The organism is Caulobacter sp. GW821-FHT12D05, from assembly GCF_058807295.1.
Genome location: NZ_JBXAQO010000003.1, coordinates 280,567 through 301,812, shown reverse-complemented (window position 1 = coordinate 301,812; position 21,246 = coordinate 280,567). Strand labels below are relative to the sequence as shown.

The 21,246-nt window shown below is 66.7% G+C and carries 20 protein-coding genes; 5 read left to right on the top strand and 15 right to left on the bottom strand.

Annotated elements, in window-relative coordinates; all coding sequences use genetic code 11:
• Window positions 1-24: 24 nt before the first annotated feature.
• Window positions 25-1,962, top strand: a complete 1,938-nt coding sequence (locus AC1RRR_RS14340) for an ATP-binding protein (protein WP_492814055.1) — start codon at window positions 25-27, stop codon at window positions 1,960-1,962.
• Between the two features lie 94 nt (window positions 1,963-2,056).
• The gene (locus tag AC1RRR_RS14335; RefSeq protein ID WP_492814053.1) at window positions 2,057-3,814 is read left to right on the top strand and encodes a hypothetical protein; all 1,758 of its coding nucleotides are present in this window, start codon (window positions 2,057-2,059) and stop codon (window positions 3,812-3,814) included.
• 103 nt (window positions 3,815-3,917) lie between these two features.
• Here the strand turns inward: AC1RRR_RS14335 and AC1RRR_RS14330 are convergent, their stop codons facing one another.
• The 9 genes from AC1RRR_RS14330 to AC1RRR_RS14290 form a co-directional block, all read right to left on the bottom strand.
• Entirely contained in the window at window positions 3,918-5,018 is a 1,101-nt protein-coding gene (locus tag AC1RRR_RS14330) for a protein-glutamate methylesterase/protein-glutamine glutaminase (RefSeq protein WP_492814051.1), read from the bottom strand.
• A gap of 8 nt (window positions 5,019-5,026) precedes the next feature.
• A complete protein-coding gene (locus tag AC1RRR_RS14325) occupies window positions 5,027-5,887 on the bottom strand; it encodes a CheR family methyltransferase (protein WP_492814049.1) in 861 nt (286 codons plus the stop codon).
• 71 nt (window positions 5,888-5,958) lie between these two features.
• Complete coding sequence (locus AC1RRR_RS14320; protein ID WP_492814047.1) at window positions 5,959-6,435, bottom strand: chemotaxis protein CheW; 477 nt, start codon at window positions 6,433-6,435, stop codon at window positions 5,959-5,961.
• Complete coding sequence (locus tag AC1RRR_RS14315) at window positions 6,435-8,123, bottom strand: methyl-accepting chemotaxis protein (protein ID WP_492814045.1); 1,689 nt, start codon at window positions 8,121-8,123, stop codon at window positions 6,435-6,437. The genes AC1RRR_RS14320 and AC1RRR_RS14315 overlap by 1 nt, the downstream gene beginning before the upstream one ends.
• A 49-nt stretch (window positions 8,124-8,172) precedes the next feature.
• Window positions 8,173-9,984 (bottom strand): methyl-accepting chemotaxis protein, encoded by a 1,812-nt coding sequence (locus AC1RRR_RS14310; RefSeq protein WP_492814043.1) that lies wholly within the window; start codon window positions 9,982-9,984, stop codon window positions 8,173-8,175.
• A gap of 14 nt (window positions 9,985-9,998) precedes the next feature.
• Window positions 9,999-10,499, bottom strand: coding sequence for a chemotaxis protein CheW (locus tag AC1RRR_RS14305; protein WP_492814041.1), 501 nt, complete (start codon window positions 10,497-10,499; stop codon window positions 9,999-10,001).
• Window positions 10,500-10,512: 13 nt separating this feature from the next.
• Window positions 10,513-12,486: a chemotaxis protein CheA gene (locus AC1RRR_RS14300; protein WP_492814039.1), complete on the bottom strand. Its 1,974-nt coding sequence runs from the start codon at window positions 12,484-12,486 to the stop codon at window positions 10,513-10,515.
• On the bottom strand, window positions 12,483-12,848 hold the full coding sequence (locus AC1RRR_RS14295; protein WP_291876031.1) for a response regulator: 366 nt from the start codon (window positions 12,846-12,848) through the stop codon (window positions 12,483-12,485). The genes AC1RRR_RS14300 and AC1RRR_RS14295 overlap by 4 nt, the downstream gene beginning before the upstream one ends.
• Window positions 12,845-13,165, bottom strand: coding sequence for an STAS domain-containing protein (locus tag AC1RRR_RS14290; protein WP_492814038.1), 321 nt, complete (start codon window positions 13,163-13,165; stop codon window positions 12,845-12,847). The genes AC1RRR_RS14295 and AC1RRR_RS14290 overlap by 4 nt, the downstream gene beginning before the upstream one ends.
• Window positions 13,166-13,634: 469 nt before the next feature.
• On the opposite strand from AC1RRR_RS14290, the gene AC1RRR_RS14285 reads away from it, so the two are divergent.
• Window positions 13,635-15,161, top strand: a complete 1,527-nt coding sequence (locus AC1RRR_RS14285; protein WP_492814037.1) for an integrase arm-type DNA-binding domain-containing protein — start codon at window positions 13,635-13,637, stop codon at window positions 15,159-15,161.
• Between the two features lie 73 nt (window positions 15,162-15,234).
• Window positions 15,235-16,230: a HEPN domain-containing protein gene (locus AC1RRR_RS14280; protein WP_492814036.1), complete on the top strand. Its 996-nt coding sequence runs from the start codon at window positions 15,235-15,237 to the stop codon at window positions 16,228-16,230.
• On the opposite strand, the gene AC1RRR_RS14275 is transcribed toward AC1RRR_RS14280, so the two are convergent.
• On the bottom strand, window positions 16,227-16,661 hold the full coding sequence (locus AC1RRR_RS14275; RefSeq protein WP_492814034.1) for a Ros/MucR family transcriptional regulator: 435 nt from the start codon (window positions 16,659-16,661) through the stop codon (window positions 16,227-16,229). The genes AC1RRR_RS14280 and AC1RRR_RS14275 overlap by 4 nt on opposite strands.
• A 395-nt stretch (window positions 16,662-17,056) precedes the next feature.
• On the opposite strand from AC1RRR_RS14275, the gene AC1RRR_RS14270 reads away from it, so the two are divergent.
• Window positions 17,057-17,827 carry a hypothetical protein gene (locus AC1RRR_RS14270; protein WP_492814033.1) on the top strand — a complete coding sequence of 257 codons (771 nt, stop codon included), beginning with the start codon at window positions 17,057-17,059 and terminating at the stop codon, window positions 17,825-17,827.
• A 25-nt stretch (window positions 17,828-17,852) separates the two neighbouring features.
• Here the strand turns inward: AC1RRR_RS14270 and AC1RRR_RS14265 are convergent, their stop codons facing one another.
• The 5 genes from AC1RRR_RS14265 to AC1RRR_RS14245 form a co-directional block, all read right to left on the bottom strand.
• On the bottom strand, window positions 17,853-18,296 hold the full coding sequence (locus AC1RRR_RS14265) for a DpnI domain-containing protein (RefSeq protein ID WP_492814031.1): 444 nt from the start codon (window positions 18,294-18,296) through the stop codon (window positions 17,853-17,855).
• Window positions 18,297-18,399: 103 nt separating this feature from the next.
• A complete protein-coding gene (locus AC1RRR_RS14260; protein ID WP_492814030.1) occupies window positions 18,400-19,764 on the bottom strand; it encodes a hypothetical protein in 1,365 nt (454 codons plus the stop codon).
• Window positions 19,764-20,243, bottom strand: coding sequence for a hypothetical protein (locus tag AC1RRR_RS14255; RefSeq protein ID WP_492814028.1), 480 nt, complete (start codon window positions 20,241-20,243; stop codon window positions 19,764-19,766). The genes AC1RRR_RS14260 and AC1RRR_RS14255 overlap by 1 nt, the downstream gene beginning before the upstream one ends.
• The gene (locus tag AC1RRR_RS14250; RefSeq protein WP_492814027.1) at window positions 20,236-20,724 is read right to left on the bottom strand and encodes a DUF7665 family protein; all 489 of its coding nucleotides are present in this window, start codon (window positions 20,722-20,724) and stop codon (window positions 20,236-20,238) included. Before AC1RRR_RS14250 ends, AC1RRR_RS14255 begins: the two co-directional genes overlap by 8 nt.
• 1 nt (window position 20,725) lies before the next feature.
• A complete protein-coding gene (locus AC1RRR_RS14245; RefSeq protein ID WP_492814025.1) occupies window positions 20,726-21,214 on the bottom strand; it encodes a hypothetical protein in 489 nt (162 codons plus the stop codon).
• Window positions 21,215-21,246 lie beyond the last annotated feature (32 nt).

Below are 21,246 nucleotides of genomic sequence, written 5' to 3'. Positions count from 1 at the left end.
CTGGACCGGAGGTCACGGGACTTCATGTCGCAACCAGATTCTGAATTCGATTCCAGAACGACTTCAGACTCGACCTGCGCCTACGGCTATCTGAGCCTGCTCGAAGCCAACCAGGACAGCGCCTGGATCCTGCGCACCGACGGCCACGTCGAGCACGCCAACCAGAAAGCCCTGGCCCTGTTCGGAGAACCCTCGGGCGTCGCCGCCGACTGGCGCGCCCTGTGGCCCGAGGAAAGCCGCTTCTCGCTGGACCGCTCGTTCAACCTTGCCGCCGAAGGCACGGTCGCCCGCTTCCGCGCCTTCCTGGGCGGGGTCTCCAAGGCGCGGGTCTATTCCGACACCACCATCGCCCCGATGCGCGACGCGCAGGGCAACATCGTCCGCCTGCTGGCCACCGCCCGCGACGTGACCGAAGAGGTGGAAACCCAAGGCTTCCTGCGCACCGTCCTGCAGCTGCTGCCGCTGCCCCTGACCGTCAAGAACGTCGAGGACCAGCGCTACGTCCTGATCAACCGCGCCGCCGAGGACGTCCTGGACCTGGTCGCCGACGAGGCCATCGGCAAGACCGTCGACGAGGTGCTGCCCGCCGTCCGCGCCGAGCGCACTCATACGATCGAAGCCGCCGTCCTGCGCCATGGCGAGATGCAGGTGCTGGAGGAAGCCATCGAGATCGGTGGCGAGACCCGCCACCTGCTGATCAAGACCCTGGCGACCTACGACGACGTCGGCGCGCGCCACATGATCACCCTGGGCGAGGACATCACCGCCCGCCGCGCCGCGGCCGTCGCCCTGCGCGCCGCCCTGGACGAAGCCGAACAGGCCAGCCAGGCCAAGAGCGCCTTCCTGGCCAATATGAGCCACGAGATCCGCACCCCGCTGAACGGCATCATCGCCGGCGCGGACCTGCTGTCGAAGGTTTCCACCGATCCTCGCGCCCGCGAGCTGGTCGACATCATCTCGGCCTCGGGCCGCAGTCTTGAACGCTTGTTGTCGGACGTGCTGGACTTGGTTCGCATCGAGGCCGGCCAGATGCTGGTCGAGACCGCGCCGTTCGAGCTGGGCGACATGGCCCGCTCGGTCGCCGCGCTGTGCGCCCTGCGCGCCGACGAAAAGGGCGTGCGCATGAGCGTTGCGGTCGAGGTCGGCGTCGACCGGGCCGTCACCGGCGACAGCGCCCGCCTGCGCCAGGTGCTGACCAACCTGCTCAGCAACGCCGTCAAGTTCACCGACCGCGGCGAGGTCTCGCTGGCCGTGACCCTGGATGACGACGGCCGCACCCGCTTCACGGTCACCGACACCGGCATCGGCTTCGACGAGGCCACCAAGGCCCGGATCTGCGAGCGCTTCCAGCAGGCGGACGCCTCGTTCACCCGTCGCTTCGGCGGCACCGGCCTGGGCCTGGCCATCTCGCGCGAGCTGATCGAGCTGATGGGCGGCGCGCTGGATTGCGACAGCACGCCCGAGGTCGGCTCGTCGTTCTGGTTCTCGCTGCCGCTGACATCCTGCGCTGACAGCGCGCCACACGTCGACGAGGTCGCCGCGGCCCCCTCCGGCGCGCCGCGCGTGCTGGTCGCCGACGACCATCCGACCAACCGCAAGGTCGTCGAGCTAATGCTGGCCGACGTCGCCGACATCGTCTCGGTCGAGAACGGCCAGGAAGCGGTCGAGATGTACGGCCTGTCCCCGCCCGACCTCGTGCTGATGGACATGCAGATGCCGGTCATGGACGGCCTGGAGGCGGTCCGACAGATCCGCGCGCTGGAAGCCTCGCGAGGCTCGCCCCGCGCGCCGATCATCATGCTGACGGCCAATGCGCGGCCCGAACACGTCCAGGCCAGCCGCGAGGCCGGGGCCGACGTCCACCTGCAAAAACCGATCACCAGCGCCGCCCTGTTCGCCGCCATCGGCGAGGCGATGGACGTCCGCGCCGACAATGATCAGGACACGGCGATCAGCGCCTGAAACGCCTGAAACGCCTAAATTTTTCGCTGATCTTTACCCCGCCTTCGCACATCCCGCGCGATAGTGGAGATCACGAAAAACAATCGGCGAATTCATGGGCTTGTCAGCAGAAGCGACGGTCTCCCAGACCACGGCGGCGTCCGGCGAAGGCGCGCGGATCAGCCAGCGCCTGGAGTCCGCCCGTCAGGTGGTCGAAAGCCGCTTCCTGGAAGCCGGCGACGTGCTGTCGCGCGCGGTCGATGGCGTCAGCGCCCTGATCGCGGGCCTGGACAGCATGCGCGGCAATCTCGACGCCGACACGGTGTCGAGCACCACCGCCGACCTGGCCCGCGCCGCCGAGTCCCTGAAGTCCCTGCCCGACAGCCTGGGCGCCCGTCGCGAGCGGGTCAGCGAGCTGGTCAAGTTCGGCGACCGCCTGGGCGCCTGCATCGAGGAGATGCGCCAGCACCTGGCCTATCTCCGGGTCTTCGCCATCAACATCAAGATCACCTCGGGCGGCATCGCCGCCGCCGGGCCGGAGTTCGCGATCTTCGCCCAGGAGATCTACGACTGCATCGACCTGGGCCGCACCCAGCTGGACGCCTTCGCCGGCGAGCTGGCCGGTCTGGACCACACCCTGCGCGGGGCCCTGACCCACGAACACGACCTGGCCCGCGACTGCGTGGCCCTGCTGCCGGCCGTGCCCGACGCCCTGACCGCCAGCGCCGGCGCCATCGCCGACCACCACGCCAAGATCGCCGAGGTCGCCCAGAGCGTGGCCAGCCTGGCGCGCGACGTCCAGAAGAAGGTCGGCTCGGGTCTTGCGGCCCTGCAGATCGGCGACATCACCCGCCAGCGGATCGAACACGTCCAGGCGGGCCTGAAGTATCTGGACGACAGCGCCGAAATCGCCGCCCTGGACGCCGAGCCCCGCGCGCGCGCTCACGCCTTCGTCCACCGCCTGCTGGGCGCCCAGCTGGTGGCGACGGCCGAGGATTTCCACCGCGACGTCTCGCGCATCGGCCAGAACGTCATCGGCATGGCCGCCGACGCGACCGAACTGCTGCGCCTGCGCGACCTGGCCTCGGGCCAGACCGATGGCAAGGACACCAACTTCCTGCGCAATCTGGAAGGCAATGTCGGCCAGGCCCTGGAGCTGGTCGGCGACATGACTGCCGGCGAGCAGGCCGCCGAGGACGTCAGCCGCTCGGCCGCCGTCTCGGCCCGCGACCTGTCCGAACGTATCGCCGGCATCCAGAACATCCGCGCCGACGTGCAGATGATGGCGCTGAACACCACGCTGAAGTGCAGCCGCATCGGCGAGACCGGCAAGCCGCTGGGCGTCATCGCCATCGAGCTGCGCCAGCACGCCATCCACCTGGAAAAGTCCGCCGCCCACACGACCAGCGCCCTGGAAGGCCTGTTCAACGCCGCCGAGGCCCTGGGCCAGCGCGAAGCCGCGCAGGGCAGCGAAGACGGCAAGGCCGCCGCGGCCGCCAATGTGCTGAGCGACGCGGTCACCCGCATCGGCAAGGCCGGCGACGGCGTCGAAACCGCCCTCACCGCCGTGGCGCGCCAAGGCGCCGAGGTCGTCGACATGCTGCGCCGCGCCAGCCAGCGGTTCGACTTCCACAAGCAGATTGGCTCGGTGCTGGACGCCGCCGCCAACCAGCTTCTGGACATGGCCGGCGACGACCACATCGAGACCGGCGACATCGCCCCAGCCCTGCGTCCGCTGAGCGACAAGTTGGCCAAGCAGTACACCATGGCCCAGGAACGCGAGGTTCACCGCGCGCTGACCGAGGGGTTGGGTGAGGCTGCGGTCGAGGTTGAGACGGCGGACGTCGTCGAGGATGACGACCTGCTATTCTGAGGGCCCGTCCTCGTCCTTCGACAAGCTCAGGATGAGGACTACCTTTGACGCGCTAGCAGTAGAAACCTCATCCTGAGCTTGTCGAAGGACGAGGTTTCGGCCCCTACCGGTCCGCCGCCCGCAGCATCTCGGTCGCCAGGTTCTGCAGCGGCACCACCCGATCCACACAGCCCAGCGCGATCGCTTCCTTGGGCATGCCGAACACCACCGACGTGGCCTCGTCCTGCGCCAGGGTGAACGCCCCGGCCGCCTTCATCTCGGACATGCCGCGCGCGCCGTCGTCGCCCATGCCGGTCATGATCACGCCCACGGCGTTGGAGCCGGCCGAGCGGGTGGCCGAGCGGAACAGCACGTCGACCGACGGCCGGTGGCGCGAGACCAGCGGGCCGTCCTTGACCGTGACGTAGTAGCGGGCGCCCGAACGCTCCAAGAGGGTGTGCTTGTTGCCCGGCGCGATCAGCACCCGGCCGCGACGGACGGTGTCGCCGTCCTCGGCTTCCTTCACCTCGACCGCGCACAGGCTGTCCAGGCGCTTGGCGAACGAGGCGGTGAACTTCTCGGGCATGTGCTGGACAATGACCACGCCCGGCGAGTCCGGCGGCAGGCCTTCCAGCAGCACACGCAGAGCTTCGGTGCCGCCGGTCGAGGCGCCGATGCAGATGATCGACTCGGTCGTGCGCGCCATGGCCCGCGTGGCCACCGGCGGCGGCAGCATGGCGTCGGCGGTCAGCTTCTTCTGCGGTTCGTGATCCAGGCGCGCGATCTGCGGGATCACCCGCTTGGAGCCGGCGATCTTAGCGCCGGCCGCGGCCTTCACCGCGTCGCAGATGCGGATCTTGGACTCGAGCAGGTGGTCGGCCACGCCCATCTTGGGCTTCAGGATGATGTCGACCGCGCCGGCTTCCAGGGCCTGGAGCAAGGTCTCGGACCCCGCCTCGGTCAGGGACGAGCACATCACCACCGGGATCGGCCGCTGGGCCATCAGCTTGCGCAGGAAGGTGATGCCGTCCATGCGCGGCATCTCGACGTCCAGGGTGATGACGTCGGGAATCTCTTCGGCGATCCGGCGCGCGGCCACGAAGGGATCGGACGCCACGCCCAGCACCTCGATCTGCGGATCCTCCGACAGGATCGAGGCCAGGGTCTGCCGCACGGTGGCGGAATCGTCGATGATCAGAACTCGGATCTTCCGGGCCACGACCATGCAGGCTCCTACCGCTTCTGGAACACGGTGTTGGCGATCTGGACGACCGGCAGGTCGATGCCGACGATCGATTCAGAGTGGCCCAGGAACAGATACCCGCCAGGAGCCAGATGGTTGCACAGGCGCTTGAGCACCTTGGCCTGGGTGGGCTTGTCGAAATAGATCAGGATGTTGCGGCAGAAGACGATGTCGAGGTCGTTCTCGATCGGATAGGCGTCGTCCATCAGGTTCAGACGGGCGAACGACAGCTTGCTGCGCAGGTCCGGCTTGATCCGCACCTCGTGCGAGCCCGCGTCGCGCGAGCGCATCACGTAGCGCTGGCGGCGGGCCATCGAGACCGGCTCGATCATCGCCTCGGCGAAGCGGCCGGCGATGGCCTGGTCCAGCACCTCGGTGCAGATGTCCGTGCACAGGATCGAGTAGTCGACGCCGCGCTGCTTCTCGCAGAACTCGTCCATGACCATGGCGATCGTGTAGGGCTCGGCGCCGGTCGAGCAGGCCGAGCTCCAGATCTTGATCTCGCGCTTGCCCTTGGCGGCCAGGGCGGGCAGGCCCTTGGCGATCATGAAATCAAAGTGGGCCGGCTCGCGGAAGAACTCGGTCTTGTTCGTCGTCACCGCGTCGATCAGGTGGATCGTCTCGGACGCCAGGCCATCCTCGTCGAACAGGAAGCGGCAGTACTCGTTGACGTCGCCGATCCGGGTGGCGCGCATGCGGCGGCGCAGGCGGCCTTCCAGCATGGTGCGCTTGTTGGCCGGCATCTTGATGCCGCTGTAGTCCTGGATGAACGTCGCCAGCCGCTGGAAATTGCGGGCGCTGAGCTGTTCGATTTCGTTCGCCTGAAGCGCGGCGGCGGCTTGTCTCGACACGGGGTTCTCCGTTCGCGGCGTCTACGCGCCGTAAAATACGGGCGGTCCTTTCTGGACCGCCGGACTGGACGTCAGGCCGCCTGGCTGAGGGCGGCGGCGTCCTGGCTGGTCAGCAGGCGGGCCAGGTCGAAGATCACGACGAAGCCGCCGTTCTCCCGCCGCACGACGCCCCGGATATATTCCGAGCGCCACGGCACGCCGATGTCCGGCGCGGCCTCGATCTGGGCTTCCGAGAAGGCCACGACCTCGATGACGCGGTCGGCGATCAGGCCCAGCGACAGCTCACGGTCCTCCAGCGGCACGTCCAGCACCAGGATGCGGGTCGCGCCGTCCGGCGGAATGGCCGGCAGGCCCAGCTTCATGCGCAGGTCGATCGTCGGGGTGCCCCGGCCGCGCACGTCGGTCAGGCCCATCAGGTAGTTGGGCCCTTCCGGGATCGCGAACGGCGCCTGGTAGTCGAGGATCTCGCGCACATGGCTGACGGGAACCGCGAAGACCTCGGCGCCGAGGCCCAGCGTGACGAACTGGAGATCAGCGGCGCTGGCCATCAGGCGTACTCGCGGAAGTCGGCGTCGTCGGCGTCCGGGCCGCCATTGGTCAGGTCCAGGGCGAAACCGTTGGCGCGAGCCTGTTGAGCGGCGACCGTGTTGCGGGTCGGCGCGCCGGTCGTCTTGCGGGCGACCGGCGCGGCCGGGCGCTTGGCGGCGGGACGAGCCGCCGGGCGACGCGGAGCCGAGTGGCCGTTGGCGCTGGTGCGGAAGTAGGCGATCGAGGTCTGCAGCTCTTCGGCCTGGGCGGCCAGTTCTTCCGAGGTCGCCGACATCTGCTCCGAAGCCGAAGCGTTCTGTTGGGTGACCTTGTCCAGCTGCTGGATGGCTTCGTTGATCTGGCTGGCGCCGATGTCCTGCTCACGGCAGGCGGCGCTGATTTCCGAGACCAGCTCGGCGGTCTTGCGGATGTTCGGCACCAGGGTGGTCAGCATCTCGCCAGCCGACTGGGCGGCCTTGACGGTGTCGGACGACACGGCGCTGATCTCGGCGGCGGCGGTCTGCGAGCGTTCAGCCAGCTTGCGCACTTCCGAGGCGACGACGGCGAAGCCGCGGCCGTGCTCACCGGCGCGGGCAGCCTCGACGGCGGCGTTCAGGGCCAGCAGGTCGGTCTGGCGGGCGATCTCCTGCACGATGCCGATCTTTTCGGCGATCGTCTGCATGGCGTCGACAGCCTTGTTCACGGCCTGGCCCGAGGCCTCGGCGTCCTGGGCCGACTGGCGAGCGATCTTCTCGGTCTGGGCGGCGTTGTCGGCGTTCTGCTTGATGTTGGCGGCCATCTCTTCCATCGAGGCCGAGGCCTCTTCGGCCGACGACGCCTGCTCAGTGGCGCCTTGGCTGACTTGCTCCGAGGCGGCCGAGAGTTCCTGGCTGCCGGCCGAGACGTTTTCCGAGGCCGAGATGGCGTCCGAGACCACGCCACGCAGGCGTTCGATCATGACGTTCACATGGCCCAGCAGGTCGGCGATCTCGTCCTTGGTGGTGATGTCGATGGTCTTGGTCAGGTCGCCCTCGGCCACGGCGCGGACGGCGTCCGAAGCGCGGTTCAGGCCCTTGCTGACCATGGTCGAGATGTAGACGGCGGCGGCGGCGGCGATCAGCAGCGAGACGGCGGCCAGCACGATCAGGCTGGTGCGGACCTTTTCGAAGTCGGCGTCGGCCTTGTCGGTGGCGGCGTTCAGCTGGGCTTGCGACAGCTCGACCAGTTCCTGCACCTGGGCGGCGGCCTCGGTGACCGACTTGCGGCCTTCGCCCATCGACACGGCGGTGGCGGCCACGTCGTTGTTGGTCAGGGCCAGGCCGTAGACCGTGTCATGCGCGGCGATCAGGCGCTCAAAGGCGCTGCCCAGCGACTGCCACTTGGGCTTGCCCTCGGCGGTCGCCAGGCCCTCGGCCTTGGCCAGCAGGGCTTCGAACGACTTCTTCTCCTTGTCGACCGACGTTTCCAGGGTCTTCACCTCCTCGGCGGTGTCGACCAGGACCATGTTCTTCTCGAACCGGACGATGTTCAGCAGATGGATGTTCAGCTCCTGCGCGGCCTGAAGGCGCACGGCCGGGCCGTCGACCATCGCGTTCATGTCGCGGTTGGTCGAGGACAGGCTGTTCACCCCGAACAGGGTGGCCGTCAGAAGCAGGGCGATCACCAGGCCGAAGGCCAGGCCGAGCTGTAATTTGATCGTGAAACGCATGGTCTGGATCCTTCGGCGTGAGCGGGTCGAGGGTCAGTAAACTTGGGGGCTAGTATTCAGTGAATTCGCGGTCGTCGGCGTCCGGACCGCCCTGGCTCAGGTCCAGGGCGAAACCCTGGGCGCGAGCCTGCTGGGCGGCGACGGCGCGCGGCGCCTTGCGGGCGGGAGCCTTGGACACGGCGGCGGGCTTGGCGGCGCGGGCCGGCAGGCGGACCACCGGAGCCGCGGCGGCCTTGCGGGCGCTGCCGCCGTTCGACAGGCGGAAGTAGGCGATCGAGGTCTGCAGCTCTTCGGCCTGGGCGGCCAGTTCTTCCGAGGTCGCCGACATCTGCTCCGAGGCCGAAGCGTTCTGTTGGGTGACCTTGTCCAGCTGCTGGATGGCCTCGTTGATCTGCGAGGCGCCGATGTCCTGCTCGCGGCAGGCGGCGCTGATTTCGCTGACCAGTTCGGCGGTCTTGCGGATGTTCGGCACCAGGGTGGTCAGCATCTCGCCGGCCGACTGGGCGGCCTTGACGGTGTTCGAAGACACGGCGCTGATCTCGGTGGCGGCGGTCTGCGAACGCTCGGCCAGCTTGCGCACTTCCGAGGCGACGACGGCGAAGCCGCGGCCGTGCTCGCCGGCCCGAGCAGCCTCGACGGCGGCATTGAGGGCCAGCAGATCGGTCTGGCGGGCGATTTCCTGCACGATCGCGATCTTCTCGGCGATCGTCTGCATGGCGTCGACGGCGCGGTTGACGGCGTCACCCGAAGCTTCGGCGTCCTGAGCCGACTGGCGAGCGATCTTCTCGGTCTGGGCGGCGTTGTCGGCGTTCTGCTTGATGTTGGCGGCCATCTCTTCCATCGAGGCCGAAGCCTCTTCGGCCGACGAGGCCTGCTCAGTGGCGCCCTGGCTGACCTGCTCCGAGGCCGACGACAGCTCCTGGCTGCCGGCCGAGACGTTTTCCGAGGCCGAGATGGCGTCCGAGACCACGCCGCGCAGACGCTCGACCATGCGCTCGAGCGCGATGCCCAGGGTGTCCTTGTCCGACAGCGGCTTGGTTTCGACGGTCAGGTCGCCGTCGGCCACCTTGTCGGCCACGGCGGCCGTGGCGCGCAGGTTCTCGGTCATGCGATTGACCGTCTCGACCAGGTCCTTGATCTCGTCGTTGGTGGTGACGTTGACGCGCTGGTCCAGGTCGCCCAAGGCGACGGCGTCGGCCAGGCTGGCGATCTTGCCCAGGCCCTTGCCGATCGTGATCGAGATCCAGGCGGCGGCGGCGATGGCCATCAGCAGCGAGCCGACCAGCACCGTGATCAGGACGTTGCGCGCGGTGGAGAAGGTCTGGTTGCCGGCTTCATCGGCGTCATGCAGTTGCTGGGTGTTGTAGGCGACCAGGTCGTCGACCTTCTGGGTGACGGCATTGGTCAGCGGGCGCTGCACGGTCGACATCATGGTGACGGCTTCGGCGCGGCGGCCCGTCATCATGGCGTCACGCTGCTTCAGGTCGACGGCGGCATAGGCTTCCCAGTCCTGCTCGAGAGCGTTCCACTTGACCTTGGCCTCGTCCGACGACGCCTTGGCCAGGCCTTCGGTGATCAGCCCCTCGACGACCTTGCGCTGCTTGTCGGCCTTGCCGTTCTGGCTGTGCAGTTCCTCGTTGTCGGTCGCCAGCGCCATGTTCTTCTGGGCGCGGGTGATCTGCAGCAGGGCGATATTGGCGGCCTGGGCGCGCTGAAGCTGCGCCATCGGACCGGCGATCATCTCGGTCTGGGCCGTGTTGATCTTGTTCAGCGAGCTGATGCCCAGCAGCGTCGCGGCCGTCATCAGGACGATGAGGAGGCCGAAGGCCAGGCCGAGCTTGAGTTTGATCGTGAAGCGCATCTTTGGGTTCCGGCTCAGGCTTGCGGCGCGTGGATGGGGGTGACGGTGGCGGTCGATTGGCCGCGCGCCGCGAAGATCTGGTCGAGGTCGGGAATGACGATCACGTCGCCGTCCCGGCGCGCCAGCAGGCGAATGAAGTCCGCGCGCCACCGCAGGCCGACGCGGGGCGCCTCCTCGGTGATGTCGCGATGGATGGTGGTGACCTCGTGCACCTTGTCGGCGCGCAGGCCGATCAGGGTGGGCTCGCCGTCCAGGGCGTGCTCGATGACGACGATGCGGCTGTCGATCGTCGGCTCACGGGCGTCCATGTCGAAGGCCACGCGCAGGTCGATCAGCGGGATGACCCGGCCGCGGAAATTGATCACGGCGTTGACGAAGGCGGGGGCGCCCGGCACGCCGGTCTCCGGCAGCAGGTCCAGCACTTCACGTACCAGACCGGCCTCCAGGGCGAAGGTCTCGCCGTAAAGGTCGAAGGTCAGGGCTTCGATCGGACCTTGGGAAAGTTCGGTGTTCATGTCCTGCCCTTCCTCAACCGGCGGCGCGCAGCTGCGCGTCCTGACGTTGGCCGGCGGCCACCAGGCTGCCGATGTCGAGGATCAGCGCCACGCCCCCGTCGCCCAGGATCGTCGCGCCCGAGAAGGCGCCGACATCGGCGTGGAAGGGCGACAGCGGCTTGATGACGGTCTGGTGGTCGCCCAGGATCTGGTCGACGACCAGGCCCACGCGCTCCTGCCCCGTGGAGACCACGACGATCTTCTGGTGGGGATCCGGGGCCAGGCCCGTGTTGAACATTTGCCGTAGGCGGATGAACGGCACCAGCTGGTCGCGCAGCGTGATCAGGCTGCGGCCCGCCGAGCGGACGTCCTGCTCGACCGACAGCTCCACGCATTCCTCGACCGAGGACAGCGGGATGACGTAGCGGCTGGTCCCGACCCGCACGAGCAGGCCGTCGATGATCGCCAGGGTCAGCGGGATGCGCAGCGACACCACCGAGCCGTGGCCCGGCGTGCTGGTGATCTCAATCGCGCCGCGCAGGCCCTCGATGGTCTTCTTGACGACGTCCATGCCGACGCCGCGACCCGACAGGTTGGTGATCGCCGCCGCGGTCGAGAAACCGGGGGCGAAGATCAGCTGCAGCAGCTCGTTGTCGCTCAGCACCTGGCCGGGCTGGATCAGGCCGTTTTCCTCGGCCTTGGCGCGGACGCGGGCGCGGTCGACGCCGCGGCCGTCGTCGGTGATGGTGATCACCACCTCGGCGCCCGACTGGCGGGCGGCCAGCACGATGTGGCCGGCGGCGGACTTGCCGGCGGCGATGCGCTGCTCGGGGGTTTCCAGGCCGTGGTCGGCCGAGTTGCGGATCAGGTGGATCAGCGGATCGGCCAGGCGCTCGATGACCGTCTTGTCCAGCTCGGTGGCTTCGCCCTCGGTCGACAGCTCGATGGTTTTGCCGGTGTCGCGGGCCAGGTCGTGGATCAGGCGGCGGAAGCGGCCGAACAGCTGGGCGATCGGCACCATGCGGACGACCATCATGGTGTCGCGCATTTCCGAGGCCAGGCGCTCGATTTCCTCGGCGACGGCGCGCAGGGCGATGTCGCTGCTGCTGGCGGCCAGCTGCTTCAGGCGCGACTGGGCGATGACCAGCTCGCCGACGCGGTCCATCATCTCGTCCAGGCGCTCGGCCGGGACGCGGACGGTGTCGCCGCCGGCCTTGGCGGCGCGGCCTTCGTTGGCGGCTTCCGGTGCGGCGGCCTGCGCGGCTTGAGCGACAGGCGCGGCTTCGACGACGGCCTCGGCGACGACTTCAACCGGCGCGTCGGTCAGATCCTGGATGTCCAGGGTCATGTCGTCGATCACGAAGATGAAGACGTCCTCGATCGCGTCGCGGCCGTGCTTGGTGACCAGGGTCACGTCCCAGGCCAGGTGGCACTCGGTCGGGACCAGGGCGTCGAAGTCGGGAATGGCGTCGGTGACGGCGGCGACCGTGCACTCGCCCAGCTCGCGCAGTTCGTCCAGCAGCGGCAGGGGGCGGGTGCCGTTGACCAGGGCGTCGGCCGGCAGGCTGAACTTCACGCGCCAGGTGTTGAGGCCCGGAGCGGCGGGCGCGGCGACCGGAGCCGCCTCGGCGCCGCCGGCGCTGGCGACCACGCGGTGCAGCTCGGCCAGCAGGGCGTCGCCGGTCGCTTGTTCAGCGGGACGGCCCTCGGCCAGGGCGCGCATGTGGTCCTGGCAGGCCAGGACGGCGCCGACCAGCTCGGACGTCGCGGCGACCTCGCCCTTGCGGACGCGGTCGAAGGCGGTTTCGCAGTGGTGGGTGAAGGCGGCCAGGGCGTCGAAGCCGAACATGGCGCCCGAGCCCTTCAGGGTGTGGAGCCCGCGGAACACCGCGTCGACCAGGTCACGGTCGCCGGGGCGGTGCGCCAGGTCCAGAAGGCCCTGCTCGATGTCTTCGAACAGCTCCTGCGCTTCCTGGCGGAAAATCTCGACGGGATCCTGGCCGCTCACTTGGCGAGGACCTTCTTCACGACCCGAACCAGCTGTTCAGGGTCGAAGGGCTTGGTCAGCCAGCCGGTCGCGCCGGCCGCTTTCGCTTGAGCCTTGATCTCGGCGTCGCTCTCGGTGGTCAGGAACAGGATCGGCACGCCGGCCCCGGCCGGGCGCTGGCGCAGCTCGCGGATCATGGCCAGGCCGTCCATGACCGGCATGTTCAGGTCGGTGACGATCAGGTCGAAGCCGCCCGCGCTGCCCTTGTCCAGGCCGTCCTGGCCATTGACGGCCTCGGTCACGGCATAGCCCTCGCCGCTCAGGGCGATCTTGATCGCCTGGCGGATGGAGGCGGAGTCGTCGACGGTGAGGATGGCGGTCATTGAGCTGCCCCTTGAAGCCAGAACTGGGCGCGGTCCGAGGTGTCGTTGTCGAGAAACCCACCGCGCCGGAGGACTTCCAGTAGAGCGCCAGCGGCCGGCTTGTTGAGCGACAGGCCGACGCCGCTTTCGCTTGCCTTGCGGCGAGCAGATTCCAAGAGTTGGACGAATGTCAGATCAGTTTCAGTGAGGTCTTCAACGTCGACGACGACGGAGTCCTGCTCGCGCAGCAAAGCGCCGAGCTGCTCGTGAGCCTCACCGATATTCGAGATCGTCACCTCACCGGCGAACGAAATCGTTCTCTCTCCGACCTCAGACAATACAGTCGCCCCCACAGCAAATATATATCGACGTTATGCGGAATATTCGCTTGTGGAAACTTTGTGGGCCTTAGCCTTAAGGTAAGGTAAACCGGACAACCTGAGGCGGAGCGGCAATTTGCCGCCAGGGCCGGCAAAAGGCCAAGTTTGCGCCCCTCAAGAGCTGCCACGGCCAGGGATCACCCTTCACGGTTGCGCTTTCACGCGCACCTCTGCGGCTGAATGACGCATCCAGGGTTAATGACAAAAAGGCCGTGTGAAAGCGCCCGAACCCAGCGCTCGGAAACACCGTGACGTTCGACTTCAAGGCTCGGGTGAAAGTAGCGCCAGATCCGAACGTCCGACCCTCAGATTCGTAGCGGCGGCGGTTGGACATTCCGAGAACATCCTATCCTTAGATTTTCTACGCCAGACTTCGCCTAACCCCTTGGCATGACTTGATAAAATCGTAGACCCGGCCACCCTGTCGATGTTTCAGGCGCTGTCGTTGGGGTGTGCAAACACCGTCCCAACCACCGACACAACGTTCCGGGTGTGTTCAATGGCCAGTTCACGGAATGATCCAATTCGGCTGGCGCTGACGGACCGCTCCGTGGCCGCTCTGCCGTTTTCTGATGGCGGGCGCTACGTCGCGCGCGACGAGGTGCTTGGCGGGTTTTTCCTGATCGTCGGATCACGACGCAAGACCTACTATGCCCAGGGCGACCTCTGGCAAGGCGCCAAGCGCCGGAGCGTCAAGGTCCGCATCGGCGACGCCGAGGAGATCAGCGCGCGCGAAGCGCGCGCTGAGGCCAAGGCCAGGTTGGCGGCCATCGCCAAGGGCGAGCCGCCGGAAGGCTCGGTAGCTGCGCCGAAGGCCGATCTAGGCCCGACCTTACGCGAAGCCTGGGCGCGGTACCGCGAGTCCCACATGCAGCGGCGCGGGCGCAGTGGATGGACGATCGCCAGCTACCAGGATCACGTCGAACGCTTGCTCCGCGACTGGCTGGACTACCCCATGCTGACCTTGGGCGAGAACCCCAGGATGGTCGCCGACCGGCACGACAAGATAAGCAGCCAGCACGGTCCATACGCGGCCAATGGCGCCATGCGTACCCTACGCGCCATCTACAACCACGCCCGCAAGACCTGCCGCGCCCTGCCCGCCGACAACCCGACCTTCGGGGTCGACTGGAACGTCGAGCGTCGCAAGGACACCGCCATGGGGACGAGCGATCTTCCGCGCTGGTTCACGGAAGCTGGCCGCCTGCGTCACCCGATCCGGCGGGAGTTCCACCTCTTCCTCCTGCTGTCGGGAAGCCGGCCGGGCGCCCTGCTGGTGGCCAAGGTCGAGCACATCAATTTCGCCAAGCGGCTGCTGCGGATACCCAACCCGAAGGGTGGCCCCTCCAGGGCGTTCGACATCCCCCTCTCACGTCCCATGATCCACTGCCTCATCCGGGCCATGCGGGTCAGCCGCCTGCTTCATCCCAAGCAAGCGCGGACCTGGATCTTCGCGGCCAACAGCGGCGTGGGCCATCTGGCCGAGCATGACGAGCCACGCTCGAAGCTTTTCAAATGGGGCAACGATCTTCGCCAGAGCTACCGCACTCTCGGTCAGGCCTGCGGTCTCTCCGAGATCGACATGCACCTGATGATGAACCACTCGATCCCTGGCGTGAACGCCGGCTACATCACCCGCGCCAAGCTTCTGGGCGACCACCTCCTGACCGGTCAGGAAAAGCTGTCGCGGTTCATCATCGACATGGGGCGTGTGCGTCGGCGCGGCGAGCCGCCGCCTGAGCGGGCCTGGCCGCTGCTGCCCAGTCGAAGGATCGGTGATCCGGTGCTTGATCCCACACCGCCCGACCCACGCATTGGCAAGGGTTATGGCGGTCGTCCCAAAGGGGGCGGAAGTCCGCCTAAGCCGCCAGCGCCGCCCTCGCCCATCGCCCTCATTGAAGATGACTGGGATCTCGATCTTCGTCGGCGGCTGACAGCGGCGGGCCTGGGATGAAGCTCCACTGGCTGCGCCCAACCCCAACGTGTAGACTCAGCTTTGGTATTGTTCTCGTGGTTCAGAGTGACGGATGACCAAGCCCGAACATCACCGCGCAGAGCGGGCTGAGGAGGCTCTTGCCACGCAGCGGGCTGCGGGCGAGACAGCAGGCATGGGCAACTCCATCGACCATCTGCCGGCCGGAAAGCAGCGCGAGCTGGCGTTTGTGGTCGAGATCCTGAAAGGGGCTTTCGCCGAGGAGGTCGCCAAGCGCTCGGGGACGCTCGGGCAGGGCAAGATCCTCAAGATCATCCTCTTCGGATCGTACGCCCGGGGCGATTGGGTCGAGGACCCGGTGGGACGGTACTTCTCCGACTACGATCTCCTGATCGTGGTCGATCAGGAGAAGCTCGCCGATACCCTGGAGTTCTGGGAAGGGGCAGAGAAGCGCCTGCTCGACGAGCTGTCGGCCGGACAGCGCCTGCGTACGCCGGTGAACTTCATCGTCCACGACCTCGACGATGTGAACGAGCAACTGCGGCTGGGCCGCTACTTCTTCACCGACATCGTCCGCGATGGCGTGGTGCTATTCGAAGAGCCTGGCCACGACCTTCTCGAACCCAAACCGCTTTCCGCCGAGCAAGCCTTGGATGAGAGTCGCGCCTACTACGAAGAGTGGTTTAATCCAGCCTCGGCCTTAGTCGCCGGCGCGGAATTTTACGTCGCCCAAGGGCACCCCAAGCTGGCTGCTTTCTCGCTGCACCAAGCAGCTGAGAGCCTCTACAACTGCCTGCTGCTCGCCGTTTCTCTCTATGCACCAAAGTCCCACAATCTCGTGCGCCTACGCGGCCTGGCCGAACCGCTGGACCCACGCCTCGCAGAGGTCTGGCCGACCGACACCAAATTCCACAAACGCTGCTTCGAGCTGCTGCGCGCGGCCTATGTGAAGGCCCGCTATTCGCCGCACTACAAGATCACCGCCGAGGAGCTGACCTGGATCCAGGAGCGCGTCGAACTGCTCCAAGCTCTGGTCCGCGAGCTCTGCGAAGCCCGCCTGAAGCAGCTCCAGGACGCAGCCTCGACCTAGCGCTTCTTGGCAACACTCTTAGGCTTGCGCCCCCCCTGCCCCAGGCCAATGGCCTTCGCCATGGCGCTACGTGCAGCGCTGTAGGCTGGCGCTGACATCGGATACTCGTCCGGCAGGCCATACCTACCCTTGTAGTCCTCAACGCTGATGCCGTGCGCGCCGAGATGCCGCTTGAGGGTCTTGTACGGGCGACCATCGATAAAGCTGATCAAGGCGTCCGGCGTGATGCTCTTGCGGATCTGCGCCGCCGTGAGCTTCATCGCCGGTTGCGCGGCGACCGGCGCTGCGTCGGGCAAACCAGCTCTGCTCAAGGCGCCGTAGACGCTGGCGATCAGCCCAGGCAGATCACCGACCATGACGTTATGAGCGCTGACATAGGCCGCTACGACACCAGCCGTGAGCTTCGCCAACCTGTCCTGTTCGTCCGCCATCAAGGCCTCTCCAACACCACTAGAGAGGAAGGCTCGCACTGTTCTGTCAGGGAGGGCAACCCGATGGCGAGGGAGCCAAGACCTGAAAGGTCGGTGCTCGCCTAAAGCGCTTGGAGAGCCTCTGCCGGGCGGGATGCTGAGGGTCAAGGGCGGCTTCGCCGTCGCTCCGCGATGCGCGCCAAGGCGCGCACCCTTGACGCTCAACAGCCCGTCCGGCCCTCGTTCCACCAAGCACTTCAGGGCGTGGAGTGGCTAACTCGGAGACGATTGGTCCCGGATAAGCTGCGGAATGCTAAGGGAAATCGTTGAAGCCCGGGACCTCCCCTAAAGTAGGGTCCCGGAAATTCTCTAACACCATCAACGGCCTAGCGACCAAAGGTCCCGGCCCTTTTATCTTGCAGTCGATCCCGCAGTCGATCCCGCCAGACATTCCTGCTGCGACCAACACCACCAAAGAGGCAAAACCGATGGGCAGGCCGGTTCACTACAGCTCCGAAATACCGGCTCGCTGCCAAGCGCTAATAGCGATGCTTAGTGCGAAGGTTGAGGAGGACTCCGATCCCGCCGGCCAATGGGGCGGGCCGCTAAAGACGACCTTCCTGTTGGCGATGGCGACCCCAATTATCGTGTTGCCGATCGAGCGCATCTTTAAGCCAGTGGTTTGGAACAAGAGCGGGGTCGCTGACGATAGCGCACTCGACCCCAAGCTTGCCGGCCACATCGCGCAACACCTTGGACAAGGATGTCGCTTTGGCGATGCACCGTTCTACCGCGATGGCGCCTGGAGCTACGCGAGGACCAAGTCGTTCCAGGTCGGCGGGCAGTGGCCTAGTCATGCCCTCAAAGCTTTGGCTCAAGTCGACGCCCGTCAAGCCGCCGCCGATGCAGGGGCCGGAGAAGTGCTCATCGCAATCAGGAACAGTTTGGCCCATGGCGGTGTGACCTACCTTGATGCTGAAGGCGGGCACACCTACTCCGCTACGAACATGCTGGGGTTCGCTAGTAGGCGCCAAGGCGATGGCGGGGATGAACTTCGCCTCTTGCGCATAGCAGTCCCGGCCTTTGAGGAATTCCTTGCGCTGTGGGTCGATTGGCTTGGCTCAAGTGGGGTAGCCGAGCGTCTAACAGACGCTGGACCTGGATACTTCGAACACGCCGCCGAGTAGCCGTTGCACGCTGTTTTCGAGAGCGCTAGCCAACGCGAACGACGCGACCACGCACGCTCGTAAGGTCGTAGAGAAAGCCCTGCCAACCCGCGCGCTTCGCGGTAGGCGAGAGGGGATTCCGTTCTTTGAACATCTCCGGCGTCTGCAAGTCGGCTGAAAGATAGTAGATCGCCGTCGCCACCTCCGAGACCAGGACGAGGAAGAGCGGAAAGTAGACGCCAGACGCCATCCGCTCCCTTTGAGGCCCCCAGGCGGCGCCCAAGATCGTGCGAGGAACCACGTCCACGTCCGTCACCCGGGTAGCCTTCACCTGGGCGAGGTATCCGCAAAAGTCGCAGATCAGGTCGGCGCATTTGAAGTTGGGTGGCAGCCTGACGAGGGTCTTGGCGCGCTTGCACTTAGGACACACGCATTGCCGAGAGACGTATTCCTCGCCGAACTTCCCCAGCTCCTGTCTGGCTGTTGCCACCGCATCTCCCCCCACCAACACCGAAAAGGCTCACCCTTCAGCCTGCCGCCGTTTTTAGTGAGAGATGGCAGGTGGTGTTTCCGACCATCCCTCGCTGAGGACACTAGCGCAGGTTCGTGTAACCAGGGTTGAACCGCTTCAGCGTCGGGCCATCAACAACCTGTCTGGCGCTAACGTCCCGAAGGGTCAGGTCAAGTACGCCGAGGCTGGGGCCATGGTTGAGGCGACGGACGATCTCCATAAGCGCCAGTGTGGCGGCGATTACGCCGACAAAGGGTACGCCGACGGTTCTGGAGGCAATTTCCAGCAGCCCGCAGTCATCTAGGCCGCGCTCCGCTAGGTCCCGATAAGCGGCCGCAGTCGCCACCGCCTTGGCGTCCGCAGTGCGGGCGCCAGAGGCGTCACCCCACCGCGCGCGGGCCGTCACCGGGCCGGGGAACGCGTGCAGCCGCATGGCCAGATACTCCTGCGGTCCGGCCCCCAGCCCCGCATCAACCACTAGGTCAAAGTGCGGATCCTCAAGCATCGCACGCGCCTCGGCGTTGTCGACGCCACAGAAGAGGATCCGTGGGTCGTCTTCGGCCAAAGCGACATCCCCGGCGAAGCGGCGTTCGATGAGTCGGGTTTGGAAGCCCCGTGCTTCCGCCCACACGGCCATTTCGCGGGTCTTGAGGCGGCCGACCATGTCGGTCCCGGTCAACACCGAGGTGCTGTCATTAGCGAGAGCGAGGCGGTCGAAATCTTGGAGCGTAAGTTCGACGTCGGCCGCCTGCTCGAACGGCAGCAGGCCGAAGACCCACAGAAAGGCCTGGCCAAGGTGGCCAAGGCCGAGGATCCAAAGCTTGCTCGGGGCCACCCAGGACGCCGGACCCGCCGCGCTGCGCCAAGGAGCCGCCGGATCCCAAAGCGAGAGCCCCACTTCGCGGTCGCCAGCCATGGGATTGCCACGCAAGCGCTGGAAGATCTCGGCGACCGCAAGGGCGCCGGCCAACACGGCGGCGGGTATGTCATTCACGCCTTCGGCTAGGCGCTCGTTTTCCCCGGCGACGAAGACACCGCCGCGCCAGTCGCCGAAGGTGACTTGCAGCGCTGTAGCTGGTGCCCCGATGCCCAGCCAGGCAAGCGAGGTGCCGGGCGAAACCTCCGTCTTGGGAGTTCCGCCCAGGGCCACCACCGCGTCCCCCAACGTTTCGCCAAGGCCGGGAAGCTCGACCAACAGAGGAACGTTGAGGTCGCCAATGACTTCCACCCCGCCCAACAAAGCTCGTCGGCCGCAGTTGATCATGGTCAGCAAGGCGGCTTGAACGGCGGGCGATTGGCCAGCACCGAAGCCCAGCCCGATGGCCATCCGGTAGCCGGCGAACAGGGCGTAAGCAGCTTCGACGCTGTCGACCTCGCCGTTGTCCAAAGCCATCTTGACCCCCCGATGCAGAGTGTCGGGGCGCGTGTCGGTGATCATCTTGTTCATCAGGCGAAAGTTCCCGTCTTGAGGATGCGACGGCTGCGCCATCCGCTGAAATCGGTCCACGTGTGCGAACCCTCGTACCGGTAGAGGCCCATGCGGTGACGCCACACCGGGTCGCTCGCGAAGCGTTCGACTATCAGAGCGAGGTGCCCGGGCCTGGCGATCATAGGGTTGCGCCGATCGGCCTCGCTCTGCGTCGCGTAGCCACCGTGAGTGTGGACGTCGGCGAGCACCTGCAAACCGGAAGAGCGGCAAATGCCCCAAAGCTTGTCGAAGGCGTCAGCGTAAAGGACGCATACCCCGGTGCTGTAAGCGTTCGCATCGACCTCGTCGTAGAAGACGCACGTCTCGTACAGGCGCCGGTCGCCCTGACGCTTGCCAAGCAGGAAGGCGCCACTTTCGGTCCTCCCTCCGCCACGCTGACGCAACTCGGACATCAGGGTCAGCCACTTACCGCGTGGGATGAAGAGTTCGTCAGCCACCACGCACCCCCGTATAGTCCTCGCTGTTCAGCAGCTCGTGCAGGAATTCGAGGTACAGCTGCAGGCCCTTTTCGGGGCGCCAGATGTACGCCGGATGCTCCTGCCGCCAGTTCGCATGGCCGGCGATGCTCAGGCGGTCGCACGGCGCATACAGGCAGACCCCATTTTGCCAGTCAGGGCGAAACACCGCCGAGACCCGCCGCACGCCGGCAGGCCATTGACCGAAGGGGAGCGGAGTGTCCGTCGCGGTCGACCAAGGGCGCGCCGTCGGCGGGTTTTGCGGATAGCCTGTGCAGTCGAACTGGAAGCCGTAGACCTCAGGGGCGCCGGTGCGGCACGCAGCAGAAATCTCGACCTGGGCGATTGGCCAGGCGATACGGATGACACGCCAACGGCCGAGGTGGACGGCGAGCTGAAAGTCGCCCCCCGCCACCTCGTCCCGCAGGGCCTGCTCGTCCGGGCGGGGGAGCAGCGCGTTCATGTTAGCCCTCGACCCGCTTGACCGGCACGAGGCTGAACGTCAGCTCGCAGCGGCCCGACACCAGGGCGCCGATCTGCACGTCCGGGTCCGGCCGGTCGGTGGTGCCGGTGATCTGGAGAACGTGCTCGCTGGCGTCGACCGGGGACATTTTCAGTTCGTTCACGTACCAGCGCTTGACGTGATGGACCGTGGCCGTGGGCGCGAATTGGTGATGCGCTTCGGGCGTGTCGGCGTAGTGCAGGGCGACTTTGATCTTCTTGCAGCGGTGCACATGGACCCGGTGCTTGTCCTTCACGCCTTGGTGGCGGAGGGGCTTGTCGGAGTGCAGCGGGTGCTCGTCTTCACCGGCGAAGACCATGGCCTCCTCGATGGCCAGGCCGAGGGCGGCCGCAGCGGCGAGAACCACGTCGGGGCCCGCATCCTCGGCGATCTCGATCAGTTCGATGGACCGGCGGCCCTCGATCTGGAGGAACAGTTTCAGTTGGGACATTGGAAAAACCTCTTGCTGAAGTGGGGCGGGTT